The organism is Mycobacterium sp. NGS51 (genome assembly GCF_059812525.1).
Genome location: NZ_JCALCV010000006.1, coordinates 219,179 through 245,404, shown reverse-complemented (window position 1 = coordinate 245,404; position 26,226 = coordinate 219,179). Strand labels below are relative to the sequence as shown.

Below are 26,226 nucleotides of genomic sequence, written 5' to 3'. Positions count from 1 at the left end.
CTAGGTCGTTGCTTGGCTTGCGCCAGCCAACATCGCCCGAAGCAGCCGAGCATCGACCTTGCCCGTCGGCCCACGCGAGACCGCGTCGTCGGAATCAACCAGCAGCCACACCGTCGGCAACTTGAACGGGCTGAGCAGCGTGCGCGCGGAGTCGCGCAGCAGCTCCACTGTCAGGGTGCCGTCGCATACCACCACCGCGCCCACTCGACCACCCTGCGCACCGGGCACGTTTGTGACGAACGCACTGGCGACGCCGTCGATCTCGCGCAATGCCCACTCCACCTCGCTGGGGTAAACGGTGGCGCCGCTGACCTTGAACATGTCGTCGAATCTGCCGTGATAGAACAGGAAACCGTCTCCGTCGAGACGGCCGAGGTCGCCGGTGGGGTAGAAGCCGTCGACGGTGAACACCTCCTCTCGGCTGCGCCGGCAGATGCCCCGCAGCGTGTGGGGCCCCCGGATCTCAATCATGCCGACGGTTCCCGGCGCGACAGGTTCACCGGTATCCGGATCGGTGATCCGTACCTCCATCCCAGGGAATGGCCTACCGCAGCTGCCCCAAGCGGATTCGGGCATATCGGTGTCGGCGGGGTAGCCGCAATACGGGCCGAAAGCCTCGGTCATGCCGAACAGGTTGGCACGCGCCCCGGGCTCGCTGCGCTGCTCGGGCGGGAGTAGTGCCTCCAGGCTGCCCGGGCGCAGAGCTGACAGGTCGGCGGTGCCGGCGTGGCGTGCCAGCGCTTCAGCCTGATCAGGCCAGCCGCGAAACAACGTGACTTGCTCACGCTCCAACAGCCGCAGCGTGGTCTCCGGGTGGGGGATTTCTTCGGTCACCAAGGTCGCACCCGCCAGTAACACCGACAGCACACCACTGCCGAATCCACCAACCCAGAAGAACGGCATTGGCAGATATAACCGGGTGTTCGAGTCGATGCAGCGACTGGCGAGGCCCGCCTGCACAGCGCCCAGCGCACTGCCGTGCGAGTGCACCACCCCTTTCGGCGGCCCGCTGCTGCCGGAGGTGAACATGATGACCATCGGGTCGCTGGGTGCGACTGTCTCGGCCAACGCGTCGACGATGCGCCCGGCGGACCCGGCGGCGTGAGGCAGTAGGTCGGTACGCCAAACCTGACGCAGTGCCGGAAGTTTGGCGTCCGACAAGCCATCAAGGTAGCGATGCCCACGAAATTCCTCGACGCTGATCAGGAACTGCACCGACGCGACCCGCAGCTGGGCCGCCAATTCCGGCGGCTTCAACAGCGTGCTCAGCGGAACCAGCACGACGCCGATCCGCGTCAGTGCAATGGCGATCCGCACCCAACCGACACTGTTGGGCATGATCAACCCGACTCGGCTCCCTTTCCCCACACCGGCTTCGATGAACGCCGCCGCCAACTCGCGTGTGGTGGCATCGAGTTCGTGATAGGTGAGCCGGTAGTTGGAGTCGATCACCATCGGCTTGGCGCCATGTTGTGCGGCGCGCATACGCACCATGTGGTCGACGGTGGTGTCAGACATCGAACATCGTCTTCAGTTGCTGCATGTCGACCTTGCCGCTGGACAGCAGCGGGACGTCGGCGCGCTGCAGGACGGCAAACCTCGTCGGAATCTTGTACGCAGAGAGCTCAGCCTTGAGTCGCCGGCGGACCGCGGCTTCGTCGAACTGCGCGCCGGTCTCCAGCGCGACCACCGCGGCCACCGCCTGCCCGCGCTCGGGATCGGGGATGCCGAAAACATAGGCCACCGCACCCCCGGTGACTTTGGTGATGGCCTTCTCCACCTCCGCGGGTGAGACATTGGCGCCGGCGGTCTTGATCGTCGAATCGCGCCGCCGCACGAAATACACGAACCCGTCACGGTCGGCGGCAACCAGATCACCGGTGTGAAACCAGCCATCGACGCCGAAGGACTCTTCGCGGCTGCGCTTGTAGTACCGCTGCATCAGATAGCCGCCGCGGATACACAGTTCACCGAGTTCGCCGTCGTCGACTCGGGCGCCGCTGGCGGGATCGACGATCTTGATCTCGACGCCGGGAGCCGCTTTGCCGAACGAACCACGACGATGTTCGGGCTGGTCGGTTTCGTCGTCGCTGACCAATACGACGCTACCGGCTTCGGTCAGGCCGAGCATGTTGTGGCGCAATTCTGGATCGGCCGGTCGCACATCCGCCGCCATGATCGGATACAAATTGCCGCGCCGCATCGATGTCAGGTTCCGGCGACTGAAGCTCGGGTGCTGCGCCAGGCCGGAGACTGCGGCGGCGAAACCGTTGGTGACGGTCGGTTGTTGGGTCTCCAGCAAATCCAGCATCGCGGCGGGCTCAGAAGCGTTGGAGCACAGCAGCGTCGATCCGGCGACCAGGCTGGCAAGCAACGCGAATGCGAATCCGCCGATCCAGAAGAACGGGGAATTGCAGAACAGTGTGTCGCTGGCCGTCAAGCCCCGGATGACGTTGAGGTTGCGCTGATGGTGCAGTAGTGCGGCATGGGTGTGCACCACGCCCTTAGGTGTGCTCGTCGTGCCCGATGTGTAGATGATGGCCAGCGGATCCGACCCGTCGACATCGTCTTCCAGCGCGCTCAATAGCGGCTCGTCAACGGTCTCGGCGAGCCGGTGGACGCGGTCGACGTCGATGATCACCTGACGCAACACTGGGGCGTGGATACTGAATAGGTGTTCGCCGGAACCGATGTCGGCATCCGACACCACGTCAGCAAGGCGCTGCGTGTAGTCGTGGGAGCGGTAGGACGCGGCGGCGAGCAGGATCTCGACGTCGCTGCCGACCAGTTGGTGGCGCAGTTCGCCGGCGGTGGCGAAGGTGGAGAACGGGACGACCACGGCGCCGATCCGCGCTGCGGCCAGCATCCCGACGACGAATGCCGGACCATTGGGATAGAGCAGGCCGACATGGGTGCCCTTGCCGGCACCAAGCGCGACCAGTCCACGTGCCAGCCGCGCCGAACACCGCTCGGCTTCGCCGTAGCTGATCCGTTCGTCGTCGCAAATCAGCAATGGGTGATCTGTCCTGGACGCCGCCTGCCGACGCAGGACTGTCGCGACCGTAGCCGAGTCACCCGCCATGGTCGCCCTGCGTAGCCGGCACGGCCTCGCCGAAGAAGCGACGGATCGCGCCAAGGTCCGGCTTACCCGACGGGGTCCTCGGGATCTCATCGACAATGGCGATCTCAACGGGGACCTCGTAGCGTGCCAGCCGGTTCCGGAGATAATCCACGAGCGCATCGGCATCCGCGGTACCCGCTTCCCGCAGTTCGACCATCGCGACGGGTGTTTCGCCGAGGCGCTCCTCGCGCCGCCCGACCACCGCAGCTCCAGCAACGCAGGGGTGGCTCTCCAAAGCGATGCGGACGTCGTCCGGCATGACCTTGAAGCCGCCGCGGATGATGGCCTGGTCGGCGCGGCCGACGATCCACAAAAACCCGTCGGCATCGATGCGGGCCAGATCCGTGGTGCGCATCCACTCGGCGGATGGCCCTCGCTGTCCCGGTTTGACCTCGAGCAGCCCAACCTGGTCCGGCCCGAGCGGTGCGCCGTCGCCGTCGACCACGCGCAATTGCGCACCGAGACTGGCGCGTCCTACGCTGCCGCGTTTGTCAACCCAGTACTTCTGGTGGTCGGCCAATGTCCAGCCCGCGACGCCGCCACCGAATTCGGTTGCCGCATAAGATGTCAGCACGGGAATTCCGTACTTGGCGGTGAACGCCTCGGCATCCTCGGCAGACAACGGCGCAGTGCCGGACGTGACGGCGCGGATACTGTGCAGGTCCTCGCGCGTCAGCTCGGAATGCAGCACCATACGCAACGCTGCGGGCACCAGCGACACCGCCCGCGGCTTGTGCCTGCGGACCGCATCGGCCCAGCGGTCGAGCTCGAATCGCTCCAACAGCACGAAAGGCCGTGCCTCGGCGACACACTGCAGGATGCGGAACACGCCGCCGATGTGGACCAGCGGCGAGTTGACGATCGCGACGCCGTGCCGCAAGCCCGTCGGCGACGGGGACCGGTCGAACTCCGGGCCCATCACGCTGTGCGCCAGCATGTCGTAGGTCAGATCAACTCGCTTGGGCGGCCCTGTTGTTCCGCTGGTCAACATGCGCACCGCAACGCCGGGCCGTAGATCAGCGTCGTCACCACGGTCAGCTACCGGCGGTCCGCTTACGAGATCGATAAGCGAGACCATCGATGTGCCAGGCGCCGAAACAGGCAAGTCGTCGGATTCGCCGAGGATCAGAGGAAGTCGCAGCTGGTCGATGTCGGCGAGCGTGCGCTCATCGCCGCGGGAGGGGTTGATGACGACGACGGTGCCGCCGCCCAGCAGGACGCCCAACAGCGCGGCGACGTGGGGCGGCTTGTTGCGCAGCAGGATTCCGACCTGTCGACTGCCGGCGAGGGAACGGACTTTGCCGGTGATGTCTGCGAGCTGGCCCCACGACATCCAGCGGTCCTCATGCTCCAGAGCCGGTGCATCGGGCTGCAGAGCCAGGACGTCGGCAATGCGCTGACTGAGCGGGTGGGGGGTCACCGAATTCTCGGCTCCACGGTTGGACGCTCCGCGTGCGCCGCCAACTGTGCGGTTCCGATCGGGTTGCCCAGTCGGGTGTAGATGAGATTTTGTTCCATGGCCGCGCGGTATGGCTTGTCCAGTGATTCCCAGATCGCTTTGACGGTGCCCTGAGTCGCCGACGGTGGTTTGGCCGCGATCGTTGCGGCGATCTCGTGGGCCCGCCCCCACAGTCGGTCGCGTGACACCACCTCCGACACCAAGCCGATCTGCAGCGCGGTGTCGGCACTGACGCGTTCGTCGTTGCCCAGCAGCGCTATTCGCAGCGTTTCACTCAGGCCGATGCGGCGCATCAGGCCGATGGGTTCCAGCGCGCTCACCAAACCTGCGGAGACGTGGGAGTCGAAAAACGTCGCATCGTCCGAGCAGATGACCACATCGGATTCGTTGACGAAGTAGAACGCACCGGCGGTGCACATTCCCTGCACGGCGCACACCACGGGTTTCCACAGCTTCTGCCACTTCGGGCTGAGCGCCTCGCCGGGGTCCTCGTGATTCCAGATGTTGTCGGGCTGGCCGTAGGGCGACTTGATGTCAAGGCCGGCGCTGAACGCGCGGTCACCGGCGGCGCGTAGCACCACCGCGTTGACTGAGTCGTCCGCCTTGACGATCCGCCAGGCCTGGGCCATCTCTTCACACATGGTGCGGTTGAACGCGTTGAGTTGGCCGGGGCGGTTCAAGGTGATGGTCGCGACCCGGTCGAGGGCATCCACCTCGAGCAGGATGGTGTCAAAGCTCATCGGCACTGCCATTCCGGGGACCGCTTTTCCACGAACGCCTTAGGGCCCTCCAGGGAATCCGCGGTGTGCAGGTTGCGCTCCCGGAATGATTCGGCCAGCATCTCGGCTTCGTGCAGCGGCAGATCCAGCCCCTTGAGGATCGCTAATCGGGTACCCCGGACGGCCAACGGCGCGTTGGAGTTCACGATGTCGGCAATCTCGTGGGCGCGCTCCAACAGGCGGTCGTGCTCGACGACCTCACTGATCATTCCGAGGTCGTAGGCGCGTTGCGCGCTCATCCGCTCGTGCTTGCCCATCAACGCCATTCGCAGCGCGATCGAGCGCGGCAGTACCCGGGCCACCCGCACCACCTCGCGGCCGGCCACCAACCCGATGCTGACGTGCGGATCGAAGAACGTCGCTTTGTCCGACGCGATGACGATGTCACCGGTGGTGACCCAATCGAGACCGGCCCCGCAGCACAGACCGTTGATAGCGGCGAGCACCGGTTTGGCCATCGTGCGAAACGGCGGCGTGCCCTCCTGCGGCGCTTCCCACTGGTCGTAGGTGGACAGGTACGGCCGTTCGTTGATCACCTTGCCGTCACCGGGGATTGCCTTGACGTCAGCGCCGGTGCAGAACGCTCGACCGCTCCCGGTCACGATGAGAAGCCAGATGTTGTCGTCGTTTTCGGCTTGCTGATATGCGGCTCGCAGCTCGATGATCATGTGCGGACTCAGCGCATTCAGCGCGTCCGGGCGATTCAAGGTGATCGTGGCCTTGTGCCCGTCGACCTCATATTTGATGGTGTCGTACGGCATGCTGTTCCCTTCGCGTAGGCGCGCCGTCACCGGCCGTGGAATTCCGGCGGGCGATGTTCCCGAAACGCTGCCAAGCCTTCTTTGAAATCTGCGGTCCGGCAAGCCAGTTCGAGGCCGTGGAGTTCCTGTGTCATACCTTGGCTCAACGTCGCGTGCTGGCCATAGTGAATGGCCTGTTTAGCCAGCCCGATCGCCACGGTGGGGCCGGTGGCGAGCCGGCTGAGCAGTTCTCCGGCGGCGTCATCGACGTCCGGCGCGCTGACGGCACGATGGATCAAGCCCCAATCCGCCGCATCGGTCCCGCTGATCTTTTCGCCCAGCAACAGCATGTGTTTGGCCCGCGCCAACCCAACCAGCCTGGGCAGCAACCACGTGGAACCCGAGTCCGGACTGAAGCCCCGCGCCACAAACGGCTCCCAGAACACGGCGTCGGAGGCGGCCACGGTGAAGTCGGAGGCCAGCGCCAGATTGCACCCGAGGCCGACGGCCCAGCCGCGTACAGCGCAGACCACCGGCAGCTGGACGGTGTGGATCAGCTCGATCACGCGGTGGGCGGCGTGCGGGATACGGCGGACGAGGTGTCCGGCCCGCGGACGAGGTTGACCGTTGTCGTTGGTGGCGACCCAGTCCGCGCCGGCGCAGAAGTCGTTACCGACGCCGCGAATATAGATGGCGCGCAGCGAGTCGTCGGTGGCGGCCTCGGTCAACGCGGCGACGAACGCCTCAATCATGGACTGGCTCAACGAGTTGCGCCGGGACGGCCGGTCGAGGGTCAGCCGCAGGACACCGCCGTCGCGGTCTACGGTCAGCGAGCCTTCGTCGGGCTCGGGGTCGAGCTGTCGACTCACCGTTGAATCCGCCCCTCCCCGCCGCTACGGTTACCCATACAGTAGGCGATACGATTGCTACTCTGTATAACTTAGCAAGGAAAGCCTGTCGGCGGAACAGCCGCTTCACCGGAAGAGGACGCGATGGTGCAGGGCAGCGGCCCCGAGGGTGCCCGGTTTGGCGAACAGCCGCTGGCCCAGACTGTCGCCGCTGCGGGCATTATCCGGCGGCTCGGTTCGCTGCTGTTGGCGTTGGAGAACTCCCACCCGACGGTCGACGCCATGATTGCGCGATGCGCCGAATGGGAACGTGAGTTCTCGGCAGTCGCTTCGCCGGATAGCGCGCCGCGGATCGGGGACGACGATGACACCCGCCGGGTGTATCTCGATCACGCCACCGACATCGGCGCGTTCAACCCGTGCTTCCCCGAATACTGCTTCGATCGGCTCGAGGCGCAGACAGCGTCGGGGCGAGTCACCTTTCCACTGGTGTACGAGGGTCCACCTGGGTTGGTGCATGGCGGTTTTCTCGGCGTCTTCTTCGACTGTGTCACCCAGCACCAGAACTGCGTTAGCGGCCTGTCGGGCAAGACGCGATCACTCAACGTGACGTTTCGCCGGCCGACACCGATCCTCACCGAACTGAGCTTCGATATCACCAGGTCCCAGATTGATCGGGGCATCACGTCGACGGCCCGGCTGCTGCTGGACGACGAGGTGCTGTGCATCGGCGAGACGAGCACACTGGCAATGACCCCGGACAAGTTGACCGGGCACCGATTCGGCAAGCGGCGAGCTGAGCAGGCCTGACGTGGTGGTGCAGCGGATTCGCCAACCACGCGTCGCCGAAATCGTGGCATCACGGCTGCGCGACGACATCCTGTCCGGGCGGCTGAAGGAAGGCGACGTCTTGCCGTCGCAGGAGAGTCTGTTCGGTGAGTTCGGCGTGAGCCCACCGGCGTTGCGGGAGGCGATCCACCTTCTCGAGACCGACGGGCTGATCTCGGTGCGTCGCGGCAATGTCGGCGGAGCAGTCGTTCATGCGCCGACGGCCGAACGGACCGCGCACATGATCAGCATGGTTCTGCAGGCGCGGGCCGCCACACCGTCCGACGTCAGTGAAGCGCTGATGCATCTCGAGCCGATCTGCGCCGGGATGTGCGCCGCCCGCGAAGATCGAATGACGGAAGTAGTGCCTTACCTGCAAGCCGAAGTCGACAGCCAGACAACGCAGTTCGATGACGTGATCCAGTACGTGCCGAATGCCCGGCGGTTCCACGAAACGTTGGTCTCTCGATGCGGCAACCAATCGATGATCCTGCTGATTGGCTCGCTGGAGCTGGTCTGGTCGGCGCACGAGTCATCGGTATGGAGCGACGACGGCGACCCGGCGCCGATGGCGGGCAAGACCCGGCGCGCCGCACTGCGCGACCATCAGCGCCTGCTCGACGCCATCCGCGACGGCAACGTCGCGCGTGCGGTCGGGCTCGCACAAGATCACCTGGCGGCGGCGCGGCGCAACACGCTTGCCTTCGGCACCGACAAAACCATTGAGGCCAAGCGGATGTCGGACACCGGCAAACCCGGCAACAACGGGTGGCCATCACGCAGGAAGGAGTCCGACAGATGACAGACTCGGACAATCGGGTCCTTTTCGACGTCGATCCGGAAAAGCGAATCGCGACCATCACGTTGAACAACCCCGCGCAACGCAATTCCTACGACGCCGCTATGCGTGCAGCCGTGGCCCGATATCTGGACCGGGTCGCCGCCGACGACGATCTCACCGTGGTGCTGCTGCGCGGCGCGGACGGAGTCTTCAGCACCGGCGCGGATATGAACAATGCCTACGGCTGGTACGGCGAGCAAGGATCCAAGGCTCGGCCCAGTCAACGTCGTCGACTCACCGTGGACCGCAGGTCATTCGGCTTCTACCACAACCTGATGGGTTTTCCGAAGGTTACGGTCGGGGAGATCGGCGGGTATGCGCTCGGCGGCGGCTTCGAGATGGCTCTGATGACCGACATTTCGGTCATCGCCCGCAACACGAAGATCGGCATGCCGGCCACCCGCTTTCTGGGGCCGGCGCTGGGCAGCCTGCACATGTTCTTTCATCGACTGGGCCCGGTACTGGCCCGGCGCCTGTTGTTGACCGGCGACATCATCGAGGCCGGGGCCGTCGAGCACCTCGGAATCTTCACCGACACTTGCGATCCCGGCATGGTCACCGCGCGGGCCCGGTACTGGGCGGAGAAGGCGGCGAAAATGCCGGCCGACGGTATCGTCATCGCCAAGGAAGCGTTCCGGCTCGTCGAACAGAGCCAGGCCTACCAAGGTGAGGAAGTCGCGAGCTACTTATTCCACGCATTCGGGACGAACCTCCAGTTCGCGCCCGGCGAATTCAACTTCGTCAAAGCCCGCGCCCAGCACGGAACGAAGGAGGCTTTCCGGCTCCGCGACGAACATTTCGACGTGCCGGAACCCCAAGCGCCGTAAGGCGTTCCGCGCGCTAGCGAGCGGCCTTCGCTCGTCCTCGGGGTTTTGCCGACTTGGTTGCCTTCTGCTGGCGAGGCGTCGACTTGGCGCCCTGCTCCATCAACCGGCTGGCATGATCCAGGATGCAGTCCAGGCCGTACTCGAAATTGCTGTCGTCGGGTGTCCCGATGTGGTGGCCCTTGGCCGTCATTTGGGCAAGCAACGGCGTCGTTTCGGCGTCGATGATCATCGAGTCCTCGATCGTGCGCGCTCCGTTCTCGGTCGCCGCGTTTTTCTCGTGCAGCCGATGCAGCACCACCGATCCCCGGACGTGAACCGACACCGCCGAGTACGTGTCGAAGGCATCCTCCGGCGATAGGCCTGCCTCCACCAGACCTGCAATTGCCTTCTCGATCTGCTGAACACCCATTCGTGCCGCTTTGGGACTGAGCGCCGATCGGATCAGGATCAAGTCGCACAGTATCGGGTTGCCCATGAACGCTTCCCGCATCGAAAGCGCGTGATTACGCAACGACTCGCGCCAGTCGCTGGCTTCGACGTAGGGCGTGGCGAACACGTACTTGCGCAAGGCGCGGTCGGTCATCGCGTTGAGCAGATCGTCTTTCTTACGGAAGTACCAGTAGATGCTGGTGACTCCCACGCCGAGGTGCTTGCCGAGCAACGGCATGCTCAGGTTGTCGATCGACACGTCCTCAGCGAGCTCGAACGCGCCGCTGATGATGTCATCGGGATTGATGGACCCGCGTTCACGTCGCTGACGCTTCACGGCGGTCGCTTGCTTTGCCACTACGGGCACCTCCATCAAGTTCGCTGCTGCGCATGCCATCCCGGCCTGCGCGGCCGTCAGGCTCGAATTTTACCGGCAGTTTGCTCACCGAACCGCATCGTTGCAGCCGCGCCGCCGTTACGATCTACTACTGTAATACCTATCGTAGGGGTTTTGATACGCGATGGATCTGGGGCTGCGCAAGGAGTAAATCGTGGCAACGGCTGGCGAGGCACGCGGATGGGCGCGCGGTGCATTGCGCGGAATCGGCGACTCGCTCTACACACCGTTTTGCGGCACCGACGGCGACGGTATCGACTGGGCTGCGTATCGGACATTGGCCCGCTATTGCGTGGACGATCTCGGGCATCCGCTGTTGTGGTGCACCAGCGGTATCGCCGAGTTCTGGTCGCTGACGCTCGACGAGCGTAAGCGGTTGCTGGAGGTGGCGATCGAAGAAGCCAGGGCCGTCAACCCGGACGTCGTCGTACAGGCTTGCACCGCGGCCATGTCGGCCAAGGATTGTCTGGACCTGACGCTGCATGCGCAGCTCGCCGGCGCCGACATCGCCTACATCTAGACCCCGATGATGGAGGCGCACGGCGGCGAGGGAGTGTTGCGGTTCTTCAGATACATCGGTGAGCGCACCGACATTGCGCTGGGCATGTTCAATTCGCCGTCTTCGGGCTATGTGTTGAGCCCGGCCGAAAGCGCGCGCATTTACCACGAAGTGCCCGCGGTATGCGCGACGAAGGAGGGCGCGTTCCGGCCCGCCGCCAGCCGACTGCTGCACGAGCTGGCGCCTGGTCTGGTGCTGTGGGAATGCGACAAAACGGTCTACCGGGCCGGCTGGCTGCGCGACGGGATCGTGTGCCCGGCGCAATTGGGCACCGCCGGCTACTTGTTCGAGACGCCGCAGCGGCGGTTGTTGTCTGAGTATTGGGAGTTGATCGTCAACGACAAGCTGGTGGAGGCGATGGACTACGGGCGTGATTCGGGTCTGGACCAGTTCGACACCGACATGGGTTCCTGGTTCACCTGCTATCCGGGCCGATCCGACTACTTCACCCATTGGGGCGGTGCGTTCAAGTACGCGGCGTCGCTGCTCGGGCTCCCGGTGGGCGACTACCCGCATTCGCGTCCGCCGCAAGCCCAGTTGCCGCCCGAGGGCAAAGCCCAGATCGAACGGGCCTATCGCCGACTGGGACTCATTCAGGCATAAGCTGACTCAGCCCTGGTCGGCGATGAGGCCTTCGAGAAGTTCGACGATGTGCTGCTGACCGGTGGCCGCCGCATCAAGCTTGCCGCGAATCCCGATGAACCCGTTGTCGACCTGGTTGAATCGCTGGTCGACCTGGTTGAATCGCTCGTCGACCTGGTTGAATCGCTCGTCGATTTGGCCGAACCGCTGGTCGACATACCCCCGCAAGTCGGTGAGGTCTTCCCGTACGGCGTTGAAGCTGGCGGTGGTGGCTCGCCGGAAGTCGCGCAGTTCGTCACGAAACTCTGTGACATCGCGATCGGCTGCGCCCGCGAGCACTCGTGCAGCGGCGGCATCTTGTTCGCTTGCCCCTACCCGCGCGGCGAGCTGGTGCACCTGCGACTCCAACTTGGTCACACGGGCTTCCAGATTGTCGGGCGACATGTTGGTGAGCTTACCGAGTTTGACCACCGCTGCTAGTCACTCGGATGCCGGTTCACGTGGCACTTTCCGGTGCTGGCCCAAATCTGACCTCTGACCAGCGACGGTCGGTTCATCGGGGGCCCGTCGCAACTTGCGAGATCCCGATATCGAAAGGTATACAGTATGAGTAATAGCTTTGTCAGACAGCCGCGAGTGGCCACTTAGCACACGCCGTCGGCGATTTCGCGTGTCATAACTGGCCACTGGGGCGACAGGAGCGTCATGTGAGTACGGCCGACGATGTGGCCACCGCCGACGCGGTGCTGTACGAGGAGACCCCGAGTGGTGTCGCGGTCGTGACGCTGAATCGCCCGAAACGGCTCAACGCCTGGGGGCCTGACATCTCGTCGCGCTTCTACGCATGCATGGACCGCGCCGACGCCGATCCCGCGGTGCGGGTGATCGTGCTGACCGGCAACGGCAAGGGATTTTGTGCCGGCGCAGATCTGGGCGGCGCCGGATCCATCGACGAAAAGCTGGGCGAGCGCGACGTCGATGTCACTGCGTTGGTCGGCGAACGCTACCCGCACTTCCTCACCGCGCTGCACAAGCCCGTCATCGCTGCGGTCAATGGCGCGTGCGTTGGAATCGGCCTGACCCATGCCCTGATGTGCGACATCCGGTTCGCGGCTGCCGGCGCCAAGTTCGCTACGGCGTTCACCCGCCGCGGACTGATCGGCGAATACGGCATCACTTGGATCCTGCCGCGGCTCGCGGGCTGGGGCGTGACCATGGATCTGCTGCTGAGCGGACGGACGTTTCACGCTGAAGAGGCCCACGAACTCGGATTGGTCAAGGAAGTGGTCGCACCCGAACAGCTGATGGCACGCGTCATGGAGTACGCCGAAGACATCGCGCGCAACTGTTCACCGGCGTCGCTGGCCGTGATCAAGCAACAGGCCTACGGAGACGCGCTGCGCGACGTGGCCGACGTCAGTGCGCGTGCGGAAACGCTGATGCACGAGTCACTGTTACGGCCCGACGTCATCGAAGGCATCACCAGTTTTCTGGAGAAGCGGCCGCCGAAGTTTCCGCCGCTGGCGACCTGAGCCGAGAGGATCATCATGACCGCGTTGGGCTACCAAGCCATTGACGTCGACAACCACTACTACGAACCGCTCGACTCGTTCACCCGGCACCTGGACAAGGAGTTCAGGCGCCGGGGTGTGCAGATGGTCAGCGACGGTAAGCGCACCTGGGCGTTGATGGGTGAGCGCATCAACCACTTCATTCCCAACGTCACGTTCGACCCGATCATCGTGCCCGGCTGCCTGGATCTGTTGTTCCGCGGGGAGATTCCGGAAGGCGTGGACCCGGCGTCGCTGATGAAGGTCGAGCGGCTCGCCGAGCACCCGGAGTACCAGAACCGCGATGCGCGTATCGCGGTGATGGACACCCAGGGCATCGAAACGGTCTTCATGCTGCCCACTTTCGCGTGCGGTGTCGAGGAAGCGCTCAAACACGACATCGAAGCGACGATGGCCTCGGTCCACGCGTTCAACCTGTGGCTCGACGAGGACTGGGGGTTCGACCGGCCTGATCACCGGATTGTCGCGGCTCCGATCATCTCGCTGGCCGATCCGGACAAGGCCGTCGAGGAAGTCGAGTTCGTGCTGGCGCGCGGCGCCAAGATGGTGCTGGTGCGGCCGGCGCCGGTGCCCGGGGTGGTGAAGCCGCGCTCGCTGGGCGATCGCAGCCACGACCCGGTGTGGGCCCGGTTGGCGGAGGCCGGTGTGCCGGTGGGTTTTCACCTGAGCGACAGCGGGTATCTGGCAATCGCCGCGCTGTGGGGCGGCAAGGCGACCTTCGAGGGGTTCGGCGCCAAAGATCCGCTGGATACGGTGCTGCTCGACGATCGCGCAATCCACGACACCATGGCCTCGATGATCGTGCACGGGGTATTCACCCGGCACCCGAAGCTGAAGGCGGTCAGCATCGAGAACGGCTCGTACTTCGTGTACCGGCTGATCAAGCGGCTCAAGAAGGCCGCCAATAACCAGCCGCGTTATTTCCCGGAGGACCCGGTGGAGCAGTTGCGCAACAACGTCTGGATTGCTCCGTACTACGAGGATGATGTGCCGCTGTTGGCCGACACCATCGGGGTGGACAAGATTCTGTTCGGCAGTGACTGGCCGCACGGGGAAGGCCTGGAATCGCCGCTATCGTTCACCGACGAACTGGCTGGCTTCAGCGACGGCGATATCCGAAAGATCATGCGGGACAACGCCTTGGATTTGCTCGGAATAAAGGTTGGGTCGGCAGCGTAGCCGATCACGCGCATGAGTGAATGGACCATAGGCGCGGTTCTGAACGCCATCGCCGACGTCATTGGCGACCGGACGATGACGGTGTGTGGGGGCCGCCGCAGCACCTTCGCCGAGTCCGCGGATCGCACCCGTCGGCTCGCGAACTTCCTTGCCGGTCGAGGTCTTGGCGCCCACCGGGAACGGGATAGCCTGCGGAATTGGGAATGCGGGCAAGACCGTGTTGCGCTAGTCATGCACAACGACCTCTACACCGACATGGTGATCGGGTGCCTGAAGGCCCGCACCGTTCCGGTCAACGTCAACTACAACTACACGCCGCGTGAGGTCGCCGAACTGCTGGAATATCTGCGCCCCAGCGCGGTCATCTACCACCGCTCACTCGGCGCCAAGTTCGCCGGAGTGCTGCCACCGGACGGTGCAGAGGTGCTGGTGTCGGTCGACGACGGCAGTGTGGCACCGCAACTGCCCGGTGCGGTCTCGCTGGATGATGCACTGGCACAAGGCGGTACTGATCAGAACGTGACGGTGTCGCCGGATGATCTGCTGATGATCTGCACCGGCGGCACCACCGGTCGCCCCAAGGGTGTGCTCTGGCGACAGTCCGACATCTACGTGTCGTCGATGGTGGGCGCCGATCACGACTCCGTCCACGAGATCCACGACAAAGTGCGTGGTCCGGCCGCGGCGCCGTGGTTTGCCGTCTCGCCGTTGATGCACGCGGCCGGGATGTGGACGGCTTTCTCGGCGATCATGGCCGGCACTACTGTGGTGCTCTACGACACCGGAAAGAAACTCGACCCGCGTTCGGTCTGGCAGACCGCCGAACGCGAGAAGGTCGGTCTGATGACCATGGTCGGCGACGCCTATGCCGCGCCGTTGGTCGACGAGCTACGGCGTGGCTGCTACGACTTGTCGTCGCTGTATGCGATCGGAACAGGCGGTGCGGCAACCAATCCGCAATACCAACGGGCGCTGCTGGAATTGCTGCCCCAGATCACGCTCATCAACGGATACGGCTCGTCGGAAACCGGGAACATGGGGTTCGGGCACAGCCGGCGCGACACTCGAACCGACACCTTCATACTGCGCGAGGGTGGGCTGGTGCTGTCCGAAGACTACAGCCACTTCGTTGCGGCCGGCGAGCCCGGGGTGGGATGGGTCGCCCGGGAGGGGCGAATTCCGTTGGGCTACTTCGACGATCCCGGCGCCACCCGGAAGACCTTTCCCGAGGTCGACGGTAAGCGGGTGGTGATATCGGGTGATCGCGCTGCTTTGGAGCCCGACGGCACGTTGCGGTTATTCGGCCGCGACTCGCTGGTGGTCAACACTGGTGGTGAAAAGGTTTTCGTCGAGGAGGTCGAAGAAGTGCTGCGCGCGCACCCAGCGATCGCCGATGCGTTGGTGGTGGGTCGCCCCAGCGACCGCTGGGGCGAAGAACTCGTGGCCCTGGTGCAACTGCGGGCCGGAGCTGAGACGGCCCATGAGACGCTGCACAGCCATTGCACGTCGCAGCTGGCGCGATTCAAAGCGCCCAAAGAGTTTATCTTCGTCGAGCGCGTCCAGCGATTGGGCAACGGAAAGGCCGATTACCGTTGGGCGAAAAGTCGGGCGACCGAGCCGGCTGTAGAAAGGGCTGGGCTGCCGACATGAAAACAATCGATTGCCTCGTCAACGTTCACTTCGGGGAGACCGAGAAACAGCCGACTTGGATGCTCAAGGTCCGCGACGACTACTTCAAGGGCCCGGAGTCGATGTTCGCGCCCGTCGAGCTGTCGGAGTTGCTCGACGAAATGGACGAGCAGGGTGTCGCCAAGGCCATCCTGATGGACAACCTGGCCAAGCCGTCGACCACCGCCCGCAAGTTCGTCGAAGATAAGCCGGATCGGTTCGCGCTGGCGATCGGCGGCGTCAACCTGCTGCGGCCGATTCCGTCGCTGCGTGAGCTCAGCGCCGTCGTTACCGACTTACCGGTCGCGTATGCCGCTGTGGGACCCAGCTTTTGGGGCGATGGGCAGTATCCGCCCAGCGATGCCGTCTACTATCCGCTCTACACGAAGTGCGCTGAGCTGGGGCTACCGCTGTGCATCAACACCGGTATCCCGGGGCCGCCGATCCCCGGGGAGGTGCAGAACCCGATGCATCTCGACCGGGTGTGCGTACGCTTCCCCGAGCTCAAGCTGTGCATGATTCACGGCGCTGATCCGTGGTGGGACATCGCGATCCGGCTGCTGATCAAATACGCGAATCTGCGGCTGATGACGTCGGCGTGGTCGCCGAAGCGGCTGCCCGAGAGCCTGTTGCACTACATGCGGACTCGCGGAGCCGGCAAGGTGATCTTCGGCTCGGACTGGCCGGTGCTCAAGATGCGCCGCGTCGTCCCCGAAGCTCTCGCGTTAGATCTGCCGGGCGAGGTGCTCGAGAACTACCTCTACAACAACGCACACGAATTCTTCTTCGGTGGCCAGGAGGAGCGCTGACCATGGACCGCTACGAACTGCGCAGGTTCGACTACAGTCTGACCGAGGATCATCAGTCCTTGCAGACCGCGTACAAGGACTTCTTCAAAGCACACTGCTCGATCGAAACGGTGCGCGCCGCCGAGGAAACCGGATTCGACAAGAGCCTGTGGGAGCGGTTGTGCGGCATGGGTGCAACGACCATGGCGCTGCCGGAAGCCGTCGGCGGCGACGGAGCGACACTGGTCGATTTGACGTTGGTGGCCGAGGAGATCGGCCGCTCGCTGGCGCCGGTGCCGTGGATCGATCAAGTCTGCGCGGCCCGGCTGCTGGCCCGATTGGACGCGGCCGAACCCGATGTCGTCAACGGCCGGCAACTCGCGGCGTTGGACCCACAGCACGACACCCGCTCTGGAGCTCGGCTCATCCCGACGGGGTCGATCGCCGACCAGATCATCGTGCGCGACGGTCAAGACGTGGTACGGCTAACTTTTGCCACCCGCCCGACAAAGGTGGACAACATCGGGAGGCTGCCGATGGCGTGGGTCGACCCGGCCGCCGCGGATAGCCGCACCGTGCTTGCCAGAGGACCGGATGCGTTGGCCGAATACCAGCGGGCCCTTGATGAGTGGCGGCTTTTGACGGCTGCGGCGCTGGTCGGCCTGGTCGAGGAGACGATGAACATCGCGGCAGAATTCGCCAAAACCCGATATACGCTCGGTGTGCCGATCTCGACCCTGCAGGGCATCTCACATCCGCTGGCCAACATCGCGATCACTGTGCAGGCCGGCCGCAATCTGGCTCGGCGCGCGGCATGGTTCTTGGACAACGAGCCCGACGAGCGCCCGGAGTTGGCACCGTCGGCGTTTGTGTTCATGGCCGAGGAGGCGGCCAAAGCCGCGACGATGGCGGTGCACATCCAAGGCGGCCTCGGGGTTTCTGCGGAGGCGGCGGCGACGGCCTATCTGGTGCGTGCCCGCGGGTGGGCGCTGGCCGGCGGGGACCCCGGCGCCAGCGCCACCTACATCGGTGAGCTGGTTGCCGCGCGTGAAAGCCGTTCCGGGAAGGAGGCATAAGTGGATTTCTCTCGAGTCACGTTGACCGACAACGACCAGGCCTTCCTCGACGAGGCCCGCGATTTCCTGCGCACACATGTGACTGAAGACGTCAAACGCCGCGACCGCGAAACCGGTGACAACTTCGACGAAGGCGTGCACCTGGCTCTCGGTGCCGCCGGCTACCTCGAACGCGAATGGAAGCCGCATACCGAGGGCGGTTTCAGCAGGGTGCAACGCCGGATCTGGGAGCTGGAGAAGCGACGTGCTCACGTGCCGTGGGTAACCTGGGGCACCACGTCCATGGTGGCTCGGTCGGTGGCGACGTTCGGCTCTGCGGAACTGCGCGATGACGTACTGCCCGGGGTGTTCAGCGGGCATGTCCGGCTATGCCTGGGCTACACCGAACCCGAGGGTGGTTCCGACGTGGCCACCTGCAAGACCCGCGCGGTGCGGGAGGCAGATGGGTCGAGCTGGGTCATTAATGGCTCCAAGATGTTCACCACCGGTGCACACAACTGCCAGTACGTGTTCCTCATCACCAACACCGATCCCGAAGCGCCGAAACACAAAAGCCTGACGATGTTTCTGGTTCCGCTGAATTCGCCGGGTATCGAAATCCAGGGCATCCGCACCGTCGACGGGGACCGCACCAACATCGTCTACTACAGCGATGTGCGCGTCGACGACAAGTACCGGCTCGGCGATGTCAATGGCGGGTGGACGGTGCTGCGGGAACCGCTGAACGTCGAGCACGGTGCGGTGGCGGCGGCGCCCGACGGGCTGCAGGATGTGTCGATCATGATGCACCAGGCCGGTTTCATGGCCGACGCCCTCGACAAAGCCGCTGGCAAGGCCGCCGAGCAGGATCCCAACGGGCGCAGTCTGGTCGATGATCGTTCGGTGGCATACCGGTTGGGCCGTAGCGCCGCACGCATGGAGGCGGCGCTGAGCGCGCCGAGCATCTTCGGACGTGTGGCGCTCGCCCAGACGATGCGCGACATCTCGCCGGACCTGATGGACATCCTGGGTACCGCAGCTGCGCTGCCGATCGGTACTGACCGCGCCGCCGACGACGGCGCTGCCGAATATGTGTACCGGTTTGCGCCGCTGGTGGGTATCTACGGTGGCACGCTGGAGGTGTTCCGCAATATGATCGCCCAGCATGTCCTCGGCCTGGGCAGGCCGGCCTACGGAGCGTCATAGCACCCCTTTTTTGGCGCGAGCGTGCGTGTCCCCGGCCGACACGCCGAGCTAATCCCCGGGTTTACGCACGGTCGCCGCGAAAGGCATTCACGCGATCGCGCCTGACTCCTTGAGTTCGGCGATGCGGTCCCAATCCATCCCGAGTTCCATCAGCACGACCTCGGTGTGCTCCGACGCTTGCGGCGCCCGCGTCGTCACCAGCGGCTCATGATTGAACTGAACCGGCCCGCGAACGACTTTGAACGGCTTTCCACCGCTGGCCAATTCGACGTCGGCGACCATGTCGTTGGCGATCGCCTGCTCATCGGCGGCAAGATCAATGAGACTTTGGAATGGCGCCCATTGGCCCTTCATCGTCTTCAGGTGCTGTCGCCAGTAGTCAAAAGTCTTGCCGGCGAAGGCCTTCGCTATGAGTTCGGTGGCCGCGTCGGCGTTTTGTATCAGTGGAAGCACATCCGCGAAGCGAGCATCATCAGCCGCCTCCGGGATGCCAAGGTGCTCAAAAGTGTCGCGGATCAAACCGGTCGGACTGATGATGCACAGGTTGATCGTGCCGCCGTCAGAAGTCAGGTAGTTGCCCATGAAGGGATTCACCGACGGCGCGGCAGATCCCGGCATGGGGCTACGCATCACCTCTCCGGTTTCCATACCTTGTGTCACACTCGCGCCCGCGGCCCACCAGGCCGTGCTCAGCAACGACACGTCCAACTCCAAAGCTTCGCCCGTCCGCTCACGATGCAGCAACGCGGCCGAGATACCGCCGGCAATGAACATGCCGCCGATGGAATCGCCAAAGGCCGGAATACCCTGTCCCAGTGCGCCGCCCAGTTCCTCGGGCGTCAGTGCGTATCCAACCCCGCTACGTGTCCAGAATGCCGTCCCGTCATAGCCGCCGACGTCACGCTCGGTCCCCTTGTCGCCGTATGCCGAACCGCGGGCATACACAATGTTGGGGTTCGCTGCGCGGATGTGCGCCACATCGAACTTGTTCTTCTCCCGCTGCGCGGGCATGTAGTTAGTCAGGAAAACGTCGGAGATCTTTGCCAGTTCATAGAGCACTTCCTGGCCGCCCGGCGTGGATACGTCAATTCCGACGCTGCGCTTGCCCCGATTGGGATGTTCCATCAATGGATGCCGGTCCGGGTCGATTTGGATACCACCCATATTCAGGAAGCCGCGCTGGGTGTCACCGCGCACCGGGTGCTCGACCTTGATGACGTCGGCGCCCCAGTCGGCGAGGATGGCGCCGGCCGCCGGAACGAACGTGAACTGCGCTACTTCCAGGACCCGGAAGCCCTCCATGACCTTGACCATTTTCGGCACGTTACTTGGCATCGAAGGTCACCGGAAGAGCGGTGGGCGAACGGAACGGCTGGCCGTGGATGTGCGGATCGTCGTCGACGACGAGCGTGATGTCGGTCGCCCGGTTCAGTAGGCATTCCAATGCAACTCGAGTTTCCATCCGTGCCAGATGCAGGCCCAGGCAGGTATGTTCACCTGCGGCGAACGAGATGTGCGGCATGTGTGGGCGAAAAATGTCGAACTTGTCGGGGCGCTCCCAGCGGTGTTCGTCCCGGTTCGCCGAACCGATGCACACGTCGACGACCGATCGCGCGGGTATTTTGACCCCTTCTAGTTCGGTGTCTTCGCTGGTGAACCGCTGCACGGTGGTCAGCGGTGTTTCGAAGCGAAGACCCTCCTCGATCGCCTTCGGGATCAACTCGCGGTCCGCCTGCACCGCGGCGAACTGCTCTGAGTGGGTGAGCAACAGGAACAGCAGGTTTCCCGAGGAGCGATAGGTGGTTTCCAGCCCAGCGGGCAGCAGCAACCTCAGAAACGAGTAGATGGCTTCGTCACTGAGCTTTTCGCCGTCGATCTCTGCGGTGACCAGGTCGCCGATGATGTCGTCGGTCGGCCTGGCTTTGCGTTGTTCGATCTGTTCGAGAAAGTAATCCTTCAACGCCGTCGACGCCTCGAAGGCGCGTTCGTAGTTGACGGTGTAGCTGATCAGTTCGACCGCGCGTCGGTGAAACATCGGCAGGTCTGCCTCCGGCAAGCCCAAAAGCTTAGCGATGACCCGGGTGGGAAATTCGAACGTGAACTGCCCGACGAGGTCGGCTTCGCCGGCGTCGATGAATTCGTCGATGAGCGCATTGCAGATCGGCCGCACGATCGTGGGCTCCCAGCGTGCGAGGTTCTTGGACTTGAATGCCGCTGAAACCAGATTCCGGTGGTCGCGGTGCTTCTTGCTCCCCATTGCCAGGATGGTCGGACCCATGAATAGGCCAATGGTCGTGTCGTACATTGCCGAACTGAACACCTGGCCGTTGCGGAATGCCTTGTTCACCGCGTCGAAGGACATCGCGGCGAAGGACCGCTTGGGCCGTAGCGAATCGGGGGTCTTGGAGTAATCCATCACCGTTCCGGCGAACACCCCGGCCTCTTGACGCTGCCGGAGGAAGTACGGGTACGGGTCACGAAGGTAGCCGGCAGGCTTGTCGACGGCGACCGCCTCGTGAAGTTGACTTTCCACAGCTGCTCTCCGGCTCGGCCAAACGCTCGTACTGTAAATATTACAGTAGACTACGCCAGACCCGGGCGGCTGTCGTAAGCTGTGCATTCATGAGCTCAGTCGACGAACGGATCGGCAACTCCGTCGCGCAGCATCAGGCCGGGCTACAGGCGATCCTGGAAAGCCAGCGGCAAGCATTCCTGGCCGAGGGGCCGCCCAGCGTCGCCGTGCGGCGTAACCGGATCGATCGGCTGATGGCGTTGCTGCTGGACAACAGCGACGCGTTCATCGACGCCATGGCCGCCGATTACGGCACCCGGTCCAAGGCGGCATCGTTGTTCACCGAAATCGTCGGCATCATCTCGGTTGTCGAGCACACCAGAAGCCATGTGGCGCAATGGATGCGCCCAGCCAAACTGATGCGGGCCGCGCGGATATCCGGGTTGCGAGCGGAGGTGCAGCCCACCCCACTGGGTGTCGTCGGCATCATCGGACCGTGGAACTTCCCGGTCAACCTGGTGGTGCTGCCGGCATCAGCGGCGTTCGCGGCCGGTAATCGGGTGATGATCAAGATGTCGGAGATCACTGCACACACCGCGGAATTGATGAAGGCCACCGCACCGAGGTACTTCGACGTGGCCGAACTCGATGTTGTGACCGGTGGCCCAGACGTTGCGGCCGCCTTCTCTGCATTGCCGCTCGATCATCTGTTCTTCACCGGTTCGCCGTCAGTGGGCGCGCTGGTGCAGCAAGCGGCCGCACAAAATCTGGTGCCGGTGACGCTGGAACTCGGGGGCAAGAATCCGGTGGTCGTCGCGCCGGGCGCCGATGTCCGGCGCTCGGCGGCCCGCATCGCGCGCGGCCGGATGGTCAACGGCGGCCAGGTGTGCGTCTGCCCCGATTACGTGTTGGTGCCCGACGACCGGATCGCGGCATTCGTCGATACCGCGCGCGAGACGCTGCGCGGCATGTTCCCGAGCATCGTCACCAACGACGACTACTGCTCAAGCGTCAACCAAGCCAATTTCGACAGGGTCGTGGGGCTCATCGAGGATGCACGAATCCACGGGGCGCATGTGGAAACGATTGCCCCCGAGGATGAGTCAGTGCCCGACCGGGCGACTCGCAAGATCGGGCCCACCATCGTGCGCGGCATCGACGACCGCATGAAGATTGCGCACGAGGAGACTTTCGGCCCAGTGCTTGCCGTCAAGGGATACTCCGAGCTGGGTGAGGCCATTGACTACATCAACCAACGGCCGTCGCCGCTGGTGGCCTACTGGTACGGTCCCGACGACGACGATTTCCGAACCTTCGTCCGCAACACTCGCAGCGGCGGGGTTGCGCGTAACGACTTTGCCGCGCAAATGATTCCGTCAGCGGCGCCATTCGGGGGAGTGGGCCGCAGCGGGATGGGTGCTTACCACGGCAAGGCTGGCTTCGACACGTTCAGCCACTACCGCACCGTGGTCGGCAACGATCTGCCGTTCAGCATCACCGGAACTGCGGCCCCGCCGTTCGGCATGCCGTTGCGGCTCGGCGCCAATGCGGCGATGCGGATCGCCCGGATGCGCACCCGTCGGCGGCTCAAGCGCCGGGGTGGCCCCTCGGCCTGACCAGTCGTGCACCGAGCTCGTCCGGGGGTACGTGATGCTCTTCGGTGCAGCGGATTTCGACTGCTGCCTCGGCGCCGCAGCCCAGATGGGTGAGGCGTAGCCGGGCGCGGTTAGGCAGGTGGCGTTGCCCCCACTGGAACATCGCCCAGACCACCGGCATGAAATCGCTGCCGGCTTCAGTGAGGACGTACTCGTCGCGACTGCGCTGACCCGGCTCGCGGTAGGGCTGCCGGGCCAGCAACCCAAGGTCGACCAGTTCCGCCAAGCGAGCTGAGGTCGCAGCCTTGGTGATGCCCACCCGGCGGGCGAAGTCGTCAAAGCGAGTGGTGCCGTAGTAGGCCTCGCGCATGATCAGCATCGCCGATTTGGTTCCGACGGCCGCCATGGTCTTTTCAATCGGGCACTCGCCGACCGCGGACCAAGCTTCGCGGTCGACGAGCGACCCTTGCAGGAATGTCATCTAACTCACCTCCAACCTGGGTTGCCTCTACTGTACCTAGGAGTGTATACCTGAGTATAGCGAAGAATACTCAGGGCGTTAAACGCGAGGAGAAGTGATGACCGCTTATCAGGGCCGCGACGCGGTAATCGTCGGCGCGGTACGCACCCCGATCGGCAAAGGCAAGCCCGGTGGGGCGTTGCACGGTGTCCTGCCGGCCGACCTGCTGGCGCACAGTCTGCGCGAGTTGGTGGCGCGCACCGGCATCGACCCGGCGCAGATCGACGACGTCATCGCCGGCGCCGTCACCCAGGTGGGCGACCAGGCTGTCAACATTGCCCGGAATGCCCTGCTGGGCGCCGGCTTTCCTGATTCGGTTCCCGGCACCACAGTCGACCGGCAATGCGGCAGCAGCCAGCAGGCGATCAGCTTTGCGGCCCAGGGCGTGGTTGCCGGCGCGTACGACATCGTCGTCGCGGCCGGCGTGGAATCGATGAGCCGCGTTCCCATGGGCAGCTCGGTGCTGCCGGGCAGTAATCCCTTCGGCGAAGCGATGACCCAGCGCTATGCCGAGGGACTGGTGCCGCAGGGGATCAGCGCCGAACTGATCGCCGCCCGGTGGGGTTTCTCACGCAGCGAGCTCGACGAGTTCTCTGCGGCCAGCCATGAGAAGGCCGCCCGCGCCACCAAAGACGGCCTGTTCGACGACGAGCTTGCCCCGATCGCCGGGCTGGCCACCGACGAGATTATTCGTCCCGGCACCAGTGTGGCGACGTTGGCCGCGCTCAAGCCGTCGTTCTACGACCCCGCCATCGAAGCCCGTTTCCCGCAGATCAATTGGGAGATCACGGCCGGCAACTCGTCACCGCTTTCCGACGGCAGCGCCGCGGTGCTGATCACCAGCGGCGAGGCCGCTGCCGAACTGGGTTTGCGGCCCCTGGCGCGGGTCCACAGCACGACAGTGGTCGGTTCGGATCCGCTTTACATGCTCACCGGCGTCATCCCGGCCACTGAAAAGGTGTTGCGACGCGCCGGGCTGACCCTGCCCGATATCGACCTGTTCGAGGTCAACGAGGCGTTTGCGCCCGTCGTGCTCGCCTGGGCGAAGGACACTGGAGCCGATCTCGCCAAGACGAACGTCAACGGCGGTGCGATCGCACTCGGCCACCCGCTGGGCGCCAGCGGTGCCCGCATCATGACGACACTGGTCAACGCGCTGCAGCAGCGCGGCAAACGCTATGGGCTGCAGACGATGTGCGAGGGCGGCGGCATGGCCAACGCCACCATCATCGAGCGGCTCCAAAGGTGACGCCATGACTACAATCCGAGCCGCAGCGGTGCAAATCAGCCCGGTGCTCTACAGCCGGGACGGGACCGTCGAACGCGTCGTCGCCAAGATCGAACAGCTGGCGCGCCACGACGTCCAGTTCGCGACGTTCCCGGAGGCAGTGATCCCGTACTACCCGTACTTCTCGTTCGTACAACGTCCGTTCGAGATGCGGCCCGAACACCTCAGACTGATGGAGCAAGCCGTCACGATCCCGTCACCGGTAACCGATGCGATTAGTGCAGCGGCCCGACAGGCCGAGATGGTGGTGTCGATCGGTGTCACCGAACGCGACGGCGGGTCGCTGTACAACACCCAGCTGTTGTTCGACGCCGACGGCGCCTTGGTCCAGCGCCGTCGCAAGATCATGCCGACGTACCACGAACGGATGATCTGGGGCCAGGGCGACGGCACCGGACTGCGGGCCGTCGACAGCGCCGTCGGGCGGATCGGACAGCTGGCCTGCTGGGAGCACTACATCCCGCTGGCCCGTTATGCCCTGATCGCCGACGGCGAGCAGATCCACTCCGGCATGTGGCCGGGGTCGTTCGCCGGCGACCTGTTCGCGCAACAGGTCGAGATCAGCGTGCGTAATCACGCGCTCGAGTCGGCTGCTTTCGTCGTGAACGCCACCGCCTGGCTGGACGCCGACCAGCAGGCGCAGATCATGGCCGACACCGGATGCCCGATCGGCCCTATTTCCAGCGGGTGTTTCACCGCGATCATTACCCCGCAAGGCGAACTATTGGGTGAACCGGTACGCACGGGTGAGGGCGACGTGGTCGCCGATCTCGACTTCGGGTTGATCGATGCCCGCAAGTCACAGATGGATGCTAGTGGCCACTACAGCCGGCCCGAATTACTCAGCCTGGTGGTGGACCGCACCCCGAGGGCACACCTGCATGAGCGGTTCGAGGAATCCACCCTCGCCGAGGTCGAGGAGGCGGACTATGTCGCACTCTGATCCGCGCGAGACGCGCTTTGACGGCGTCCGGTTGCGCTACGAGACAGCGAAGAGCTACGACGAGCTGGTTGCCGCGTTGCTTGCCGACGTCGGCAGCGACCCTGTCCCGATCGACGACCTTGCCAAGGCGTTCGACAGCTGGGACTCGTATGCGAAAGAGGTCGAATCCCACGCAGGGCCAGGCGGATTCATGTTGTTCGGTCTTCTCGACCACGGCGGCTGGATCAAGAAGGCCGGCATCGACCGGAAGGCGTTGCGCGTCATTATCGGCAACCCGCTGATCGCACTCACGATGTTGCGCCACGACGTAACTGCCGGTCTCTTCGCCCCGGTCGAGTTGCTTGTCGCCGAGGAGGACAACGGCCACAGCAGCTTGATCTACGTCAAGCCGTCATCGCTGATGGTTTATCAGCACAACCCGGAGCTCGAGGCGGCCGCGCAGGAACTCGACGCCAAGTTGGCCGCGTTGGCCGCCAAGGTAGCGGCATAAC

24 protein-coding genes and 1 pseudogene are annotated in these 26,226 nt (G+C 64.4%); 14 read left to right on the top strand and 11 right to left on the bottom strand.

The window, feature by feature from the left end:
* The 6 genes from AC5Y5W_RS10210 to AC5Y5W_RS10185 are packed head-to-tail and all read right to left on the bottom strand — an operon-like array spanning position 1 to position 6,968.
* The gene (locus AC5Y5W_RS10210) at positions 1 to 1,518 is read right to left on the bottom strand and encodes a class I adenylate-forming enzyme family protein (RefSeq protein WP_500022271.1); all 1,518 of its coding nucleotides are present in this window, start codon (positions 1,516 to 1,518) and stop codon (positions 1 to 3) included.
* Positions 1,511 to 3,082, bottom strand: a complete 1,572-nt coding sequence (locus AC5Y5W_RS10205; protein WP_500012682.1) for a class I adenylate-forming enzyme family protein — start codon at positions 3,080 to 3,082, stop codon at positions 1,511 to 1,513. Before AC5Y5W_RS10205 ends, AC5Y5W_RS10210 begins: the two co-directional genes overlap by 8 nt.
* Entirely contained in the window at positions 3,072 to 4,541 is a 1,470-nt protein-coding gene (locus AC5Y5W_RS10200; RefSeq protein WP_500012680.1) for a class I adenylate-forming enzyme family protein, read from the bottom strand. The genes AC5Y5W_RS10205 and AC5Y5W_RS10200 overlap by 11 nt, the downstream gene beginning before the upstream one ends.
* A complete protein-coding gene (locus AC5Y5W_RS10195) occupies positions 4,538 to 5,320 on the bottom strand; it encodes an enoyl-CoA hydratase/isomerase family protein (RefSeq protein WP_500012678.1) in 783 nt (260 codons plus the stop codon). Before AC5Y5W_RS10195 ends, AC5Y5W_RS10200 begins: the two co-directional genes overlap by 4 nt.
* Complete coding sequence (locus tag AC5Y5W_RS10190; protein ID WP_500012676.1) at positions 5,317 to 6,120, bottom strand: enoyl-CoA hydratase/isomerase family protein; 804 nt, start codon at positions 6,118 to 6,120, stop codon at positions 5,317 to 5,319. Before AC5Y5W_RS10190 ends, AC5Y5W_RS10195 begins: the two co-directional genes overlap by 4 nt.
* A gap of 26 nt (positions 6,121 to 6,146) precedes the next feature.
* Positions 6,147 to 6,968 carry an enoyl-CoA hydratase/isomerase family protein gene (locus AC5Y5W_RS10185; protein ID WP_500012674.1) on the bottom strand — a complete coding sequence of 274 codons (822 nt, stop codon included), beginning with the start codon at positions 6,966 to 6,968 and terminating at the stop codon, positions 6,147 to 6,149.
* A gap of 123 nt (positions 6,969 to 7,091) precedes the next feature.
* On the opposite strand from AC5Y5W_RS10185, the gene AC5Y5W_RS10180 reads away from it, so the two are divergent.
* The 3 genes from AC5Y5W_RS10180 to AC5Y5W_RS10170 are packed head-to-tail and all read left to right on the top strand — an operon-like array spanning position 7,092 to position 9,443.
* Complete coding sequence (locus AC5Y5W_RS10180) at positions 7,092 to 7,757, top strand: hotdog family protein (protein WP_500012672.1); 666 nt, start codon at positions 7,092 to 7,094, stop codon at positions 7,755 to 7,757.
* Position 7,758: 1 nt separating this feature from the next.
* Positions 7,759 to 8,577 carry a FadR/GntR family transcriptional regulator gene (locus AC5Y5W_RS10175; RefSeq protein WP_500012670.1) on the top strand — a complete coding sequence of 273 codons (819 nt, stop codon included), beginning with the start codon at positions 7,759 to 7,761 and terminating at the stop codon, positions 8,575 to 8,577.
* Positions 8,574 to 9,443, top strand: a complete 870-nt coding sequence (locus tag AC5Y5W_RS10170) for an enoyl-CoA hydratase/isomerase family protein (protein ID WP_500012668.1) — start codon at positions 8,574 to 8,576, stop codon at positions 9,441 to 9,443. The genes AC5Y5W_RS10175 and AC5Y5W_RS10170 overlap by 4 nt, the downstream gene beginning before the upstream one ends.
* A 13-nt stretch (positions 9,444 to 9,456) precedes the next feature.
* Here AC5Y5W_RS10170 and AC5Y5W_RS10165 read toward each other — a convergent pair whose 3' ends face one another.
* Positions 9,457 to 10,245 carry a TetR/AcrR family transcriptional regulator gene (locus AC5Y5W_RS10165; protein WP_500012667.1) on the bottom strand — a complete coding sequence of 263 codons (789 nt, stop codon included), beginning with the start codon at positions 10,243 to 10,245 and terminating at the stop codon, positions 9,457 to 9,459.
* A 178-nt stretch (positions 10,246 to 10,423) separates the two neighbouring features.
* On the opposite strand from AC5Y5W_RS10165, the pseudogene AC5Y5W_RS10160 reads away from it, so the two are divergent.
* Positions 10,424 to 11,431, top strand: a pseudogene (locus AC5Y5W_RS10160) (dihydrodipicolinate synthase family protein).
* A gap of 6 nt (positions 11,432 to 11,437) precedes the next feature.
* Here AC5Y5W_RS10160 and AC5Y5W_RS10155 read toward each other — a convergent pair.
* Positions 11,438 to 11,854, bottom strand: a complete 417-nt coding sequence (locus AC5Y5W_RS10155; protein ID WP_500012665.1) for a hypothetical protein — start codon at positions 11,852 to 11,854, stop codon at positions 11,438 to 11,440.
* 263 nt (positions 11,855 to 12,117) lie between these two features.
* Between AC5Y5W_RS10155 and AC5Y5W_RS10150 the strand changes: the two genes are divergently transcribed.
* From AC5Y5W_RS10150 to AC5Y5W_RS10125, 6 genes are read left to right on the top strand one after another with little or no spacing between them, the layout of a single operon-like run.
* A complete protein-coding gene (locus AC5Y5W_RS10150; RefSeq protein WP_500012663.1) occupies positions 12,118 to 12,942 on the top strand; it encodes an enoyl-CoA hydratase in 825 nt (274 codons plus the stop codon).
* 15 nt (positions 12,943 to 12,957) lie between these two features.
* Positions 12,958 to 14,160 (top strand): amidohydrolase family protein, encoded by a 1,203-nt coding sequence (locus AC5Y5W_RS10145; RefSeq protein ID WP_500012662.1) that lies wholly within the window; start codon positions 12,958 to 12,960, stop codon positions 14,158 to 14,160.
* A 12-nt stretch (positions 14,161 to 14,172) separates the two neighbouring features.
* Positions 14,173 to 15,810 (top strand): acyl-CoA synthetase, encoded by a 1,638-nt coding sequence (locus tag AC5Y5W_RS10140; protein WP_500012660.1) that lies wholly within the window; start codon positions 14,173 to 14,175, stop codon positions 15,808 to 15,810.
* Positions 15,807 to 16,637, top strand: a complete 831-nt coding sequence (locus AC5Y5W_RS10135; protein WP_500012658.1) for an amidohydrolase family protein — start codon at positions 15,807 to 15,809, stop codon at positions 16,635 to 16,637. Before AC5Y5W_RS10140 ends, AC5Y5W_RS10135 begins: the two co-directional genes overlap by 4 nt.
* 2 nt (positions 16,638 to 16,639) lie before the next feature.
* Positions 16,640 to 17,692 carry an acyl-CoA dehydrogenase family protein gene (locus tag AC5Y5W_RS10130; protein WP_500012657.1) on the top strand — a complete coding sequence of 351 codons (1,053 nt, stop codon included), beginning with the start codon at positions 16,640 to 16,642 and terminating at the stop codon, positions 17,690 to 17,692.
* Positions 17,693 to 18,877, top strand: coding sequence for an acyl-CoA dehydrogenase family protein (locus tag AC5Y5W_RS10125; RefSeq protein WP_500012655.1), 1,185 nt, complete (start codon positions 17,693 to 17,695; stop codon positions 18,875 to 18,877).
* Between the two features lie 87 nt (positions 18,878 to 18,964).
* On the opposite strand, the gene AC5Y5W_RS10120 is transcribed toward AC5Y5W_RS10125, so the two are convergent.
* The gene (locus AC5Y5W_RS10120) at positions 18,965 to 20,179 is read right to left on the bottom strand and encodes a CaiB/BaiF CoA transferase family protein (RefSeq protein WP_500012760.1); all 1,215 of its coding nucleotides are present in this window, start codon (positions 20,177 to 20,179) and stop codon (positions 18,965 to 18,967) included.
* Between the two features lie 22 nt (positions 20,180 to 20,201).
* Entirely contained in the window at positions 20,202 to 21,410 is a 1,209-nt protein-coding gene (locus AC5Y5W_RS10115; RefSeq protein ID WP_500012654.1) for a cytochrome P450, read from the bottom strand.
* An 89-nt stretch (positions 21,411 to 21,499) separates the two neighbouring features.
* Between AC5Y5W_RS10115 and AC5Y5W_RS10110 the strand changes: the two genes are divergently transcribed.
* Positions 21,500 to 23,005: a coniferyl aldehyde dehydrogenase gene (locus AC5Y5W_RS10110; protein ID WP_500012652.1), complete on the top strand. Its 1,506-nt coding sequence runs from the start codon at positions 21,500 to 21,502 to the stop codon at positions 23,003 to 23,005.
* Here AC5Y5W_RS10110 and AC5Y5W_RS10105 read toward each other — a convergent pair.
* Positions 22,977 to 23,465, bottom strand: a complete 489-nt coding sequence (locus AC5Y5W_RS10105) for a winged helix-turn-helix transcriptional regulator (protein WP_500012651.1) — start codon at positions 23,463 to 23,465, stop codon at positions 22,977 to 22,979. The two genes, AC5Y5W_RS10110 and AC5Y5W_RS10105, sit on opposite strands and share 29 nt — an antisense overlap.
* 97 nt (positions 23,466 to 23,562) lie before the next feature.
* On the opposite strand from AC5Y5W_RS10105, the gene AC5Y5W_RS10100 reads away from it, so the two are divergent.
* Genes AC5Y5W_RS10100 through AC5Y5W_RS10090 form a run of 3 tightly spaced genes read left to right on the top strand, consistent with a single transcriptional unit; the run spans position 23,563 to position 26,225 of the window.
* The gene (locus AC5Y5W_RS10100; RefSeq protein ID WP_500012649.1) at positions 23,563 to 24,753 is read left to right on the top strand and encodes a thiolase family protein; all 1,191 of its coding nucleotides are present in this window, start codon (positions 23,563 to 23,565) and stop codon (positions 24,751 to 24,753) included.
* A 4-nt stretch (positions 24,754 to 24,757) separates the two neighbouring features.
* Positions 24,758 to 25,735, top strand: a complete 978-nt coding sequence (locus tag AC5Y5W_RS10095) for a nitrilase-related carbon-nitrogen hydrolase (RefSeq protein WP_500012648.1) — start codon at positions 24,758 to 24,760, stop codon at positions 25,733 to 25,735.
* A complete protein-coding gene (locus tag AC5Y5W_RS10090; RefSeq protein WP_500012646.1) occupies positions 25,722 to 26,225 on the top strand; it encodes a DUF302 domain-containing protein in 504 nt (167 codons plus the stop codon). Before AC5Y5W_RS10095 ends, AC5Y5W_RS10090 begins: the two co-directional genes overlap by 14 nt.
* Position 26,226: the final 1 nt, after the last annotated feature.

Coding starts and splice junctions, on each gene's coding strand:
- AC5Y5W_RS10210 (WP_500022271.1), bottom strand. CDS start 1,518: ATGTCTGACACCACCGTCGACCACATGGTGCGTATGCGCGCCGCACAA.
- AC5Y5W_RS10205 (WP_500012682.1), bottom strand. CDS start 3,082: ATGGCGGGTGACTCGGCTACGGTCGCGACAGTCCTGCGTCGGCAGGCG.
- AC5Y5W_RS10195 (WP_500012678.1), bottom strand. CDS start 5,320: ATGAGCTTTGACACCATCCTGCTCGAGGTGGATGCCCTCGACCGGGTC.
- AC5Y5W_RS10190 (WP_500012676.1), bottom strand. CDS start 6,120: ATGCCGTACGACACCATCAAATATGAGGTCGACGGGCACAAGGCCACG.
- AC5Y5W_RS10180 (WP_500012672.1), top strand. CDS start 7,092: ATGGTGCAGGGCAGCGGCCCCGAGGGTGCCCGGTTTGGCGAACAGCCG.
- AC5Y5W_RS10170 (WP_500012668.1), top strand. CDS start 8,574: ATGACAGACTCGGACAATCGGGTCCTTTTCGACGTCGATCCGGAAAAG.
- AC5Y5W_RS10165 (WP_500012667.1), bottom strand. CDS start 10,245: ATGGAGGTGCCCGTAGTGGCAAAGCAAGCGACCGCCGTGAAGCGTCAG.
- AC5Y5W_RS10155 (WP_500012665.1), bottom strand. CDS start 11,854: ATGTCGCCCGACAATCTGGAAGCCCGTGTGACCAAGTTGGAGTCGCAG.
- AC5Y5W_RS10145 (WP_500012662.1), top strand. CDS start 12,958: ATGACCGCGTTGGGCTACCAAGCCATTGACGTCGACAACCACTACTAC.
- AC5Y5W_RS10140 (WP_500012660.1), top strand. CDS start 14,173: ATGAGTGAATGGACCATAGGCGCGGTTCTGAACGCCATCGCCGACGTC.
- AC5Y5W_RS10135 (WP_500012658.1), top strand. CDS start 15,807: ATGAAAACAATCGATTGCCTCGTCAACGTTCACTTCGGGGAGACCGAG.
- AC5Y5W_RS10130 (WP_500012657.1), top strand. CDS start 16,640: ATGGACCGCTACGAACTGCGCAGGTTCGACTACAGTCTGACCGAGGAT.
- AC5Y5W_RS10120 (WP_500012760.1), bottom strand. CDS start 20,179: ATGGAGGGCTTCCGGGTCCTGGAAGTAGCGCAGTTCACGTTCGTTCCG.
- AC5Y5W_RS10110 (WP_500012652.1), top strand. CDS start 21,500: ATGAGCTCAGTCGACGAACGGATCGGCAACTCCGTCGCGCAGCATCAG.
- AC5Y5W_RS10105 (WP_500012651.1), bottom strand. CDS start 23,465: ATGACATTCCTGCAAGGGTCGCTCGTCGACCGCGAAGCTTGGTCCGCG.
- AC5Y5W_RS10100 (WP_500012649.1), top strand. CDS start 23,563: ATGACCGCTTATCAGGGCCGCGACGCGGTAATCGTCGGCGCGGTACGC.
- AC5Y5W_RS10095 (WP_500012648.1), top strand. CDS start 24,758: ATGACTACAATCCGAGCCGCAGCGGTGCAAATCAGCCCGGTGCTCTAC.
- AC5Y5W_RS10090 (WP_500012646.1), top strand. CDS start 25,722: ATGTCGCACTCTGATCCGCGCGAGACGCGCTTTGACGGCGTCCGGTTG.